The following is an 11,124-nucleotide window of genomic DNA, read 5'->3' as shown; positions in this document are numbered from 1 at the left end:
CGCGCTAACGTCGCCCTGCGAAGAAACTCTTGAGCAATTGCGTGACCTCTTCGGCACCGATCCCATCATAGATTTCAGGTGTGTGGTGCGCCTGCGGATGTGAAAAAACCCGCGCGCCGTGGGCGACACCGCCGGATTTAGGATCGGATGCGCCATAATAAACACGCCGAATGCGCGCTGCGGCCAGCGCGGCCGCGCACATAGCGCAAGGCTCCAACGTCACATAAAGATCGTGATCCGGCAAGCGTTCTGACCCAGCCGCAGCGCAGGCCGCACGCAGCACCAAAATCTCTGCATGGGCGGTGGGATCATTCAACTCGCGGGTCCTATTGCCATCTGCCGCAACAACCTGTCCGTCCGGCCCGATGATCACGGCGCCAACCGGCACTTCACCGCGATCCGCCGCAGCCTGCGCCTGTTCCAATGCCAATTTCATGTGGGATCTGAACTCCATGCCTCTGACTGCCTCAGAAACCCGCCTTTCGCAAGCCGCCGGGATGCGTTATGGCCGGGGGATGACCAATACCCCTCCTCCTGGCGATCGGATCGCCAAAGTGCTGGCCCGCGCCGGTGTTGCTTCGCGACGCGAGGCTGAACGCATGATCGAAGCGGGTCGTGTTTCGGTGAATGGTAAAGCGATCAGCAGCCCTGCCCTGAACGTCACCGCCAAAGACAAGATTGCCGTTGATGGAAAGCCAGTATCGGAGCCAGAGCCCTCGCGTCTTTGGCTGTATCACAAACCGCCGGGTCTGGTGACGACCGCGCGCGACGAAAAAGGCCGCAAGACGATCTTTGACGATCTGCCCGACGATATGCCGAGGGTCATGAGCGTTGGGCGGTTGGACCTGAATTCGGAAGGGTTACTGCTGCTGACCAATGATGGCGGCATCAAGCGCAAGCTTGAGTTGCCTTCAACCGGATGGCTTCGGAAATATCGCGTGCGGGTGAACGGGCGGCCCAAGGACGAAGACTTCGCCCCCCTTCGCAAGGGTTTGGTGATTGACGGAGAACGTTTTCAGCCAATGACCGTCACGCTGGACCGCCAACAGGGAGCAAACGCATGGCTAACCATCGGCCTGCGCGAAGGCAAGAACCGCGAGATCCGCCGGGCAATTGAAGACATCGGCTATGTGGTGAACCGGCTTTTGCGGGTTTCATACGGCCCCTTTCAACTTGGTGACCTGAAATCCGGCGAAGTCGAAGAAATTCGTCGGCGTGTTATGCGTGACCAACTGGGGTTGGACTCTGAAGAAAGCGGTAAGCCAACCGCCAAACGCCCTGCCCGACCCCAGCGCAAAAGACCGGCAATCGGCAAGAAATCTCGCAAGTGACGCGCGATAGGCAACCTTCCCCCTAGCGCCAAGCCCACGCATCGCCTAAATTTTCTGTGATAGCCACAGTTTGGGGGGGCGCCATGTCCGGGACCGGAGTGCAAAAATTGGCATATGCAGCACTTCTCGTGCTGTTGTTTGGTGTTTGCACTGGCGTTCTGGGGGGCTTGTAAGGACATGGCCAAAAGGTTCGGCGGGAAATTCAGCCCTCAGGGTGCGTCGTCAGACCAGGATCAACCCTCTCGAGGACAGTTTGACGGGGCTCGGGTGGAACCGGCGGGCGCTCGGGCAAATTTGCTTTTTCTTCCGGCAATACCGCTTGTGTTCCTGTCTTTGAATGACGGCGCGATTGGAATGACGATTGGTCTAATCGCTGCTGCATTGCTGACAGCGGCAGCGTTCCTGCTGCGCGAAGGCTTGCGCGCAGAATCCGCTTACAACACCAAACGGACCGCACGCAGACCTGCTTTTCCCCGCAAGATCTTCTCGAGTGTTCTGACCGGCCTTGGCGTCGCGCTGGCCTCGTACCGGACCGAGTTTCTGGATGCGGAAACTGCCGCAGAGGCCAGCCTTGTGGCACCAGTTCTGTTTGGAGTTGTTGCGACCGCGCTGCATTCGGTGTCCTTTGGTATTGACCCAATGAAAGACAAAGGCATGGAAGGTATCGATACCTTCCAGCAAGATCGCGTGGCGCGTGTTGTTGAGGATGCGGAAACTCACCTGAGCCAAATGACCGATGCAATCAAGCGGGCCGGTGACCGTAGGATTGAAGCACGGGTCGAGCGTTTTCAGGACACCGCCCGCGATCTGTTCCGCACCGTCGAAGAAGACCCGCGCGATCTTGCCGGGGCTCGGAAGTATCTTACGGTTTATTTGCAAGGCGCGCGCGACGCGACAGTCAAGTTCTCCGACGTCTATGCCCGCACCCGCGATGCGCAGGCGCTGGCGGATTATTCGGCTCTGCTTGACGATTTGGAACAGAACTTCGCGGCACGCACGCGGAAGATGCTATTGGATGACCGCAGCGATCTGACGGTTGAAATTGATGTGCTGCGCGACCGGCTGCAGCGCGAAGGCGTCCGGTTGGACTGACCGGCTTTTATGTGAGCGAGGATTACCCCATGTCCGATGAGATCAAGAACAAGGCAGTTGAGGCCGAAACACTGGTCCAAGAAGTCACCGCTGTTGCCTTGCCCGAACCCCAGGCCGAAATCGTGCCGCTAGAACAGGCTGACGAGCCAGTCGGGGCCGAAATCCGCAAGCGGATGGGTGAGATTGACATGGGCGATACCAACTCGATCGTTTCCTTTGGGTCTTCCGCGCAAGCCGAGCTGCAGGAAATAAGCCAGGCCATGTTGGCCGATGTCCGCAACAAGGACGTAGGTCCTGCGGGCGATAGTCTGCGCAATATCGTGACGACGATCCGGGGCTTCTCGGTCAGCGAATTGGACGTTCGGCGTGAACGGAGCTGGTGGGAAAAACTGCTGGGACGTGCCGCGCCTTTTGCCAAGTTCACGGCGCAGTACGAGGACGTACAAAGCCAGATCGATCGGATTACCGACGATCTGTTGGGCCATGAACATACATTGTTGAAAGACATCAAATCGCTTGATCTACTGTATGAGAAGACACTGGAGTTCTACGATGAACTGGCCCTCTACATCGCGGCCGGTGAGGAAAAGCTGACCGAACTGGACAGCCACGACATCCCCGAGAAAGAGGCCGAAGTTGAGGCCGCGCCAGAAGATCAACAAGTGATGAAAGCACAGGAACTGCGCGATCTCCGCGCGGCGCGGGATGATCTGGAACGCCGGGTCCATGACCTGAAGCTGACGCGTCAGGTGACCATGCAATCGTTGCCCTCGATCCGGTTGGTGCAAGAAAACGACAAGTCACTGGTGACCAAAATCAACTCGACCTTGGTCAACACCGTTCCGCTTTGGGAAACCCAGCTGGCGCAAGCGGTCACCATCCAGCGCAGCGCCGAGGCCGCCGCTGCTGTGCGTGATGCCAATGATCTGACAAATGAATTGCTGACCTCAAACGCGGCCAACTTGCGCGAGTCCAACAAGATGATCCGTGAAGAGATGGAACGCGGTGTCTTTGACATCGAAGCCGTCAAACAAGCCAACGCAGATCTGATCGGCACCATTAATGAAAGCCTTGCCATTGCCGACGAAGGCAAAGCCAAGCGTGCCGCCGCAGAGGAAGAGCTTAAGAAGATGGAAGCCGAGCTGCGCGACACACTCGCATCGGCCAAAGCGCGACAGGACGGGATCGGCGACAACGCCGGGACGGCCGTCCCCGGGTAATGAGAACAGCAGGCGTGCGGCCATTTCATCGTACTAAGACCATAGTATTGGGATTATCATTGCTGGCTCTGGCCGGTTGCGAAACTGCACTGACAACGCCCGACGCGCCTGAGCCCCGCCCGGTTCAGCCGCAGGGTCTGAGCAATGCCTATCAGCCACCTTCAGCCACCAGCCTTGATCTGGCGCGCTATTATGAAAGCGTGCAAAACAACCTGCTGACACGCGGGCTTTTGCGCACCGATGGCGGCGGGCCGGACACGCCTTACGACGCTGATGATCTGGCCCGGAATTTTGAGACCATTGCGTTTTATAACGAATATCCAGGGCAAGCTGTCGCCGGCAGCAGCGGTCGCACCAGCCGACAACTCAGTCGCTGGTCCTCGCCTGTGCGAATCCAGCCAGAGTTCGGCCCATCAGTGGCGCCAAGTGTTCGCCAGCAAGAGACCGGCCGAATTGATGCTTACGCCAACCGTTTGTCGCGGTTAACCGGTCATTCAGTTTCAACCACGTCCAGAAACGCGAACTTTCACGTCTTTGTCGCGGGCGAGGATGATACCGAATATGTTCAGGCCCGGCTGCGACAACTGATCCCGGGTATAGGGCAGGCGCAGCTTGACCTTTTCGACAAGCTGCCGCGCTCTTTCTATTGCTTTGTGTTCGCGTCGGCGTCGAACAGCGCACCGCAGACGTATACCCGGGCTGTTGCTTTGATCCGGGCCGAACATCCCGATCTGGTGCGGCTGAGCTGCGTCCACGAAGAAATTGCACAAGGACTGGGTTTGCCGAATGACAGTCCCTCGGCCCGACCTTCGATCTTCAATGATGACGACGAGTTTGCCCTGCTGACAAGTCATGACGAAAAGCTGCTGACCATCCTTTATGACCCGCGCCTTAAGGCTGGTATGACCGCTGATCAAGCGCGCCCGGTGATCCGCATCATTGCACGCGAATTGATGGGGCAGTCGCTCTGACCCCAAGAACAGGAGAAATCCAATGGGAATTTTTGATTTTCTAACCGGCGAATTTATCGACGTCATCCACTGGGTCGACGACACGCGCGATACCATGGTCTGGCGGTTCGAACGTGAAGGGCACGAGATTAAATACGGTGCCAAGCTGACCGTGCGCGAAGGTCAGGCGGCGGTCTTTGTGCATGAGGGGCAATTGGCGGATGTGTTCACACCCGGGCTCTATATGCTTGAGACCAACAATATGCCGATCATGACGACCCTGCAGCACTGGGATCACGGGTTCCAATCACCCTTCAAGTCCGAGATTTATTTCGTCAACACCACCCGCTTCAATGATCTGAAATGGGGCACCAAAAACCCGATCATGCTGCGCGATCCCGAGTTTGGGCCTACGCGCATTCGGGCCTTCGGCACCTACACAGTGCGGGTCAAGGATCCGGCGAAATTCTTGGTCGAGATCGTGGGCACGGACGGCGAATTCACCATGGATGAGATCAGCTTTCAGATCCGTAACATCATTGTACAGGAATTCAGCCGCGTCATCGCAGGTTCGGGCATTCCGGTGCTGGATATGGCAGCAAACACCGCTGATTTGGGCAAGCTGATCGCCGCCGAGGTGTCGCCTGTGCTGGATGGGTATGGCCTCAGCATGCCTGAGTTTTATATCGAAAACATCTCACTGCCGCCTGCGGTTGAGGCGGCGCTCGATAAGCGCACGTCGATGGGACTGGCCGGCGATTTGGGTAAATTCACCCAGTACTCTGCAGCAGAAGCGATGACGGCAGCCGCAAACAACCCCGGTCAGGGTGGCGGTATGGGCGCAGGTCTTGGCATGGGAATGGGCATGGCAATGGCGCAGCAGTTGTCGAACATGGCAGCGGGTCAGCCAAGCGGCCCGTGGGGCAGTTCCGCCCCCGCTGCCCCGCAGGCCTCGGCGCCTGCGGCACCCCCGCCCCCTCCGCCCGTCGAGCATGTTTGGCATATCGCAGTGGATGGTCAGACCAGCGGGCCGTTTTCCAAGGCCAAGATGGGCCGAATGGCGACCGATGGTGAGATAACACGCGAGACCCACGTCTGGACCGCCGGACAGGACGGATGGAAAAAGGCAGGCGACGTGCAAGAGTTGGCACAGCTGTTCACGATTTTACCGCCGCCTCCTCCGGGTGCGTGATCTGACAATCGGCAAGCTAAGGTCGGGGATCTGACATGGCGAAAGACGAACACCGTTTTCCCTGTGATCAATGCGGGGCGGATTACCGGTTCAATCCAGGTGATGGCACACTGACTTGCGATCATTGCGGGCACACCAAATCGATTGGTGCAGGCCCGTGGGGCGGTGCCAGTCTACGCGAGTTGGATTTCGACGCAGCTGTTGCAGATCGCTTGCCTGACAGCGAGATTGAGGAAACCCGGGTTCTAACTTGTTCGAACTGCGCCGCTCAGGTCGAGTTCGATCCGAACACCCATGCTGCCGAATGTCCGTTCTGCGCCACCCCGGTCGTGACTGACACCGGTGTGAATCGCCACATCAAACCGCGTGGCGTGCTGCCTTTCGCGCTTGACGAACGCGCAGCGCACAAAGCCATGGGGGATTGGCTGGGGCGGCTTTGGTTCGCACCAAATGGGCTGAAGGAGTACGCCAGGAAGGGGCGCAAGATGCAGGGCATCTATGTCCCCTATTGGACCTTCGACGCCGATACCAAGTCGAGTTATCGGGGCGAGCACGGAGTGGTGTATTACGAAACCCGTACCGTGATGCGAGATGGAAAGCGCGTGCAGCAACAGGTTGCCAAGGTGCGCTGGACGCCAAAATCCGGGCGGGTCGCGCGGTTTTTTGACGATGTTCTGGTGCTTGCGTCACAATCTCTGCCAAAATCTTATACCGACGCGCTTGAACCGTGGGACCTGCCTGCGCTTGAGCCGTATCAGCCGGAATATCTGGCCGGTTTCCGGGCCGAGGCTTATACGGTCCAACTGCAGGAAGGTTATCAGGAGGCCCGCGCGCATATGGCGCGCGTGATCGAGCGTGACGTGCGGTTTGATATCGGGGGTGATCGCCAACGCATTCACGCCGTCGATACCGAAGTGCGCGACGTCACATTCAAACACATCCTCTTGCCCGTTTGGATGGCCGCATACAAATACCGCGGTGAAACCTACCGCTTTGTCGTGAATGGCCGAACCGGTCGCGTTCAGGGTGAACGCCCGTGGTCTGCAATAAAGATAACCATCGCTGTGATATTGGGTCTTCTCGTTGCAGCTGGCGTCGGGTATCTGGTGGCAACCGGACAACAATAGCATTGAAAAGCGCAAAGCGCCTTGAAGGAAATAGTCTGGCGCGCGCCGAAGGAGATGCTGAATTGCACCTTGATGATCTGAACGTATTGTTGGCTAGGCGCCACTCCTGCCGCGCCTTTCGTGCAGACCCGGTGCCGCGCGCGCAGATTGAACAGATCATAACCAGTGCGATGCGCGTTCCAAGCTGGTGCAACGCTCAACCTTGGCAGGTCGTGATTACTAACGGGGCTGAAACAGATCGGTTTCGGGACGCGTTGCAGCGCGAAGCTTCACATACTGTACCGGCCCCTGATTTGCCTTTTCCAACCGGGTATTCCGGCGTCTATCAAGAGCGCCGCCGCGCCTGTGGCTGGGCACTGTACGATGCGGTCGGCATCGAAAAAGGCGACCGCGCGGCCTCGGCCCGGCAGATGATGGAAAACTTTACTCTGTTTGGAGCCCCGCATTGCGCAATTCTATCCAGCCCGGCTGAGTTGGGCCCCTATGGCGCGATGGATTGCGGAGGGTTCGTAACCGCAATTGCGTTGGCAGCGCAAGCTTTGGGCGTGGCCTGTATCCCGCAAGCAGCAGTCGCGGCCTATGGACCCTTTCTTCATCGGTATTTCGAGATACCGGATGATCGCTTAATCCTGTGCGCAATCTCATTTGGATATGCCGAAGAAGAAGACCCGGCAAATGCGTTCAGGACGGATCGGGCCGCATTGGATGATGTCGTCGACTGGCGCGAATAATCAAAAAAAGAACGGAATCTGCAGATGCGTGCTTTGCTTCAAAGAATTTCCAGTGCCTCGGTTACCGTCGACGGGAAAATTATCGGGCAATCGGGACCAGGATTGATGATTTTGGTTTGCGCAATGCAGGGGGATAGTGCGGCACAAGCCGACCAATTGGCCCAAAAGATCGCCAAGCTTCGAATCTTCAAAGATGAAGCAGGCAAAATAAACCGGTCGATTTTGGACGTTGAAGGCTCGGCACTGGTGGTTAGCCAATTTACCTTGGCCGCTGATACATCACGCGGAAATCGGCCCGGGTTTTCAGAGGCGGCCCCTGCGGCAGAAGGTGAAGAACTGTATGAAGAGTTTGTTCGCAAACTGTCGGCGCAGGGTATTCCTGTCGAAACTGGTGCTTTCGGGGCTGACATGACAGTAGAACTGGTCAATGAAGGGCCGGTGACAATTTGGATGGAAAGCTGATGCAAGAGTTTCAACAGGTTCAAGATCTCTGGCAAGCAGGTGTGGCGGCGGTTGATGGGTATCGTGCAACGCTGGCCGCCACCCAAAGGATTGAAGCACCGGATCAGATTCTGGCAGTCGGCAAAGCTGCTGGTGCTATGGCCCGCGCAGCAAATGAACGGTTTGGAAACCTGCCCACTCTGGTTGTTACCAAGGATGGTCACGGGAGTGACCTGCCAGAGCATGTGGTGGTTATCGAAGCCTCGCACCCGGTTCCAGACGCACGCAGTCTAGCGGGCGGGAGAGCTCTGCGCGAAACGATTGAGGCCATGGCCCCCGGCAGCAACCTTTTGCTGCTTGTTTCTGGCGGGGCATCGTCTTTGGCCGAGGATCTTGTTACCGGTAAAACGCTGGATGATCTGGAAATGCTGAATCATAGGCTGCTCAGCGAAGGGCTGGATATCGGTGCGATGAATACCGAGCGGCGCAAGCTGTCACGGATCAAGGGCGGCGGGTTGTTGTCTCATTTCAACGGAGCGCGGGTGACCGTTCTGGCGATTTCGGACGTTCCCGGAGATGACTTGGGCGTGATCGGGTCCGGTATCGGATCTTTGCCCGATACGCCTGCGTTTGCGGCCCAAACCTCGATAATTGCATCAAATGCGCATTCCCGGGCCGCTGCGGAACAAGCTGCGGTTCAAGCCGGCCTTAATGTGCATGCCAATGAAGAATCGATGCACGATGACTATCTGTCGGTCGCGGCCAATATCGGAGAGAGACTGCGCAACATGCCCAAGGGTGCCTTGGTCTTTGGCGGAGAGCCGACCGTTGTTCTTCCTGATGAACCCGGGCGTGGTGGCCGAAATCAGGCTCTGGCGCTGGCGTTGGCCAAAGAAATTGCTGGGCAACCAGATCTAACCGTCATCGTTGGTGGGACGGATGGCACGGATGGCCCAACGGAGGCCGCAGGCGCCATCGTCACTGGCGATACATGGTCGGAGGATGCGCAGACTTATCTCGATCGCGCGGATAGCGGAAGTTATCTGGATAAATCTGGTTCATTGCTGGTCACAGGCCCTACAGGTACCAACGTAATGGATTTGGTTGTGGCGATCAGAGGCTGAACGATCGCGGCGAACGTTTGCAATTGTCAAAAAGAAGAATCATCCAATGACGCGCGCAGTACTTAATCATAAGCGCAATAACTAATTTGGATGATGATTTGACGGCCTTCAGATGGTTTGTTCAGTCCAGTGTTTGCTGGTAGGTAGAAGAGGAATTGGCATTCCTCATGCACACATCTGCACTGGCTAATGCGATCAATGGCAGGACCACCCCCTTATTCAAGAGAATTTCACTTGCCCGCTGACGGCAATTGCACCTAAGTTGACTCAAGCGTCAACAAAAAAGCCCGCTAACGGGCAGGACATCCAATCAACTGGGAGATCTCTGGATGAACGATCAACTCACTCACATGTCGAAAATGGTAGCGGCAGGACGAATGTCACGCCGCGAATTCATGGGCAAAGCTGCGGCCTTGGGTGTAACCGCCGCCATGGCAAGCAGCGTTTTTGCCACAGCCGCCCGCGCGGCAGGTCCGGTCAAGGGCGGTACCATTCGCGTTGGTATTCAGGGCGGTGGGTCTTCCGACAGCCTTGACCCGGCACTTGCTGCAAACGCCACCGCAACTCAGGTTATCCGCTTGTGGGGTGAACCTTTGCTGGAGCTGGATCCCAATGGCGGATTGTGGCCGCGGCTGGCCGAAAGCTTCGAGGCATCTGCCGATGCGCGTATCTGGACGTTCAAAATTCGTTCGGGCGTGAATTTCTCGAACGGTCAGACCATGACCGCAGATGACGTCCTAGCCACTATCGAACGCCACGCCGGTGAAGATTCGCAGTCCGGTGCGCTTGGCCTGCTGCGTGGCATCCAGGCCATGAGCGTCGAGGGCGACAAATTCATTGTCGAGTTGGACAAACCCAACGCCGACTTGCCCTATCTGCTGACCGACTACCACCTGATCATTCAGCCCAATGGTGGCAAGGACGATCCGACCGCGGCAATCGGAACCGGTCCTTATGTCCTGAGCGATGTCGAACCAGGGGTCCGCTTTGTCGGAACCAAAAACCCTGACTATTGGGATGAAAACGTTGGCCATGCCGACACGATCGAACTGCTTGTCATCAACGACGACACCGCCCGCGTGGCGGCGTTGCAGTCGGGTCAGGTCCATATGATCAACCGCGTACCGCCACGCACAGCAGCGTTGGTCGGACGCGCGCCCAATATCAACCTGCGCACCACCTCGGGTCCGGGGCATTATGTTTTCATCATGCACGCCAATACCGCGCCATTCGACAACAAGGACCTGCGGCTGGCGCTGAAATACGGCATCAATCGCCAGGAAATGGTCGACAAAATCTTGTCCGGCTTTGGTTCGGTTGGGAACGACTCTCCCATCAACGACTCTTACCCGCTGTTTACCCAGTTGGAACAACGTGAATACGATCCTGAAAAGGCCAAATTCCACCTGGACAAATCGGGCTTTGATGGGACCGTTCTGCTGCGCACGTCGGACAACTCGTTCCCTGGTGCACCGGATGCTGCGGCGCTGTTCCAGCAATCCTGTGGCGCTGCCGGTATCAACATCGAAATCAAGCGCGAGCCCAATGACGGTTATTGGTCAGAGGTCTGGAACAAACAGCCCTTCTGCACCAGCTACTGGGGTGGTCGTTCGACACAGGACTTCATGTTCTCGACTGCTTATCTGTCGACCGCAGACTGGAACGACACACGTTTCTTCAACGAGAAGTTCGACCAACTTCTGTTCGCCGCACGTGGAGAACTGGACGAAGGAAGCCGCAAGCAGATGTATGCTGATATGTCGACCATTCTGCGCGACGAAGGCGGCCTGATCTGTCCGATGTTCAACCAGTTCGTGGATGCGACATCAACAGAAGTCGACGGCTGGATCGACTCGCAGAACGGGTTTGACCTGAACAACTTCTACGCTCCGATGACCATGTGGGTTGCTGCCTGA

General features: G+C 57.3%; 11 protein-coding genes. 10 read left to right on the top strand and 1 reads right to left on the bottom strand.

The window, feature by feature from the left end:
- Nucleotides 1-4: 4 nt before the first annotated feature.
- The gene (locus ACR0NN_RS14600; RefSeq protein ID WP_170723570.1) at nt 5-454 is read right to left on the bottom strand and encodes a nucleoside deaminase; all 450 of its coding nucleotides are present in this window, start codon (nt 452-454) and stop codon (nt 5-7) included.
- Between ACR0NN_RS14600 and ACR0NN_RS14595 the strand changes: the two genes are divergently transcribed.
- From ACR0NN_RS14595 to ACR0NN_RS14550, 10 genes are all read left to right on the top strand, one after another.
- Nucleotides 453-1,331 (top strand): pseudouridine synthase, encoded by an 879-nt coding sequence (locus tag ACR0NN_RS14595; protein ID WP_170723571.1) that lies wholly within the window; start codon nt 453-455, stop codon nt 1,329-1,331. The two genes, ACR0NN_RS14600 and ACR0NN_RS14595, sit on opposite strands and share 2 nt — an antisense overlap.
- Before the next feature lie 177 nt (nt 1,332-1,508).
- Nucleotides 1,509-2,423, top strand: a complete 915-nt coding sequence (locus tag ACR0NN_RS14590; protein WP_170723572.1) for a 5-bromo-4-chloroindolyl phosphate hydrolysis family protein — start codon at nt 1,509-1,511, stop codon at nt 2,421-2,423.
- Nucleotides 2,424-2,452: 29 nt separating this feature from the next.
- Nucleotides 2,453-3,643, top strand: a complete 1,191-nt coding sequence (locus ACR0NN_RS14585) for a toxic anion resistance protein (RefSeq protein WP_170723573.1) — start codon at nt 2,453-2,455, stop codon at nt 3,641-3,643.
- Nucleotides 3,643-4,614: a DUF2927 domain-containing protein gene (locus ACR0NN_RS14580; RefSeq protein WP_170723574.1), complete on the top strand. Its 972-nt coding sequence runs from the start codon at nt 3,643-3,645 to the stop codon at nt 4,612-4,614. Before ACR0NN_RS14585 ends, ACR0NN_RS14580 begins: the two co-directional genes overlap by 1 nt.
- A gap of 22 nt (nt 4,615-4,636) precedes the next feature.
- Nucleotides 4,637-5,785 carry an SPFH domain-containing protein gene (locus tag ACR0NN_RS14575; RefSeq protein WP_170723575.1) on the top strand — a complete coding sequence of 383 codons (1,149 nt, stop codon included), beginning with the start codon at nt 4,637-4,639 and terminating at the stop codon, nt 5,783-5,785.
- A 35-nt stretch (nt 5,786-5,820) separates the two neighbouring features.
- A complete protein-coding gene (locus tag ACR0NN_RS14570; RefSeq protein ID WP_170723576.1) occupies nt 5,821-6,912 on the top strand; it encodes a TFIIB-type zinc finger domain-containing protein in 1,092 nt (363 codons plus the stop codon).
- Between the two features lie 62 nt (nt 6,913-6,974).
- Nucleotides 6,975-7,643 carry a nitroreductase gene (locus ACR0NN_RS14565; protein ID WP_170723577.1) on the top strand — a complete coding sequence of 223 codons (669 nt, stop codon included), beginning with the start codon at nt 6,975-6,977 and terminating at the stop codon, nt 7,641-7,643.
- Nucleotides 7,644-7,667: 24 nt separating this feature from the next.
- On the top strand, nt 7,668-8,105 hold the full coding sequence (gene dtd / locus ACR0NN_RS14560) for a D-aminoacyl-tRNA deacylase (RefSeq protein ID WP_170723578.1): 438 nt from the start codon (nt 7,668-7,670) through the stop codon (nt 8,103-8,105).
- Complete coding sequence (locus ACR0NN_RS14555; RefSeq protein ID WP_170723579.1) at nt 8,105-9,208, top strand: DUF4147 domain-containing protein; 1,104 nt, start codon at nt 8,105-8,107, stop codon at nt 9,206-9,208. Before dtd ends, ACR0NN_RS14555 begins: the two co-directional genes overlap by 1 nt.
- Nucleotides 9,209-9,537: 329 nt before the next feature.
- Complete coding sequence (locus ACR0NN_RS14550) at nt 9,538-11,124, top strand: ABC transporter substrate-binding protein (protein ID WP_170723580.1); 1,587 nt, start codon at nt 9,538-9,540, stop codon at nt 11,122-11,124.

The sequence above is a fragment of the Ruegeria sp. BA2 genome (genome assembly GCF_056539605.1).
This window is presented reverse-complemented; position numbering and strand designations above follow the sequence as displayed.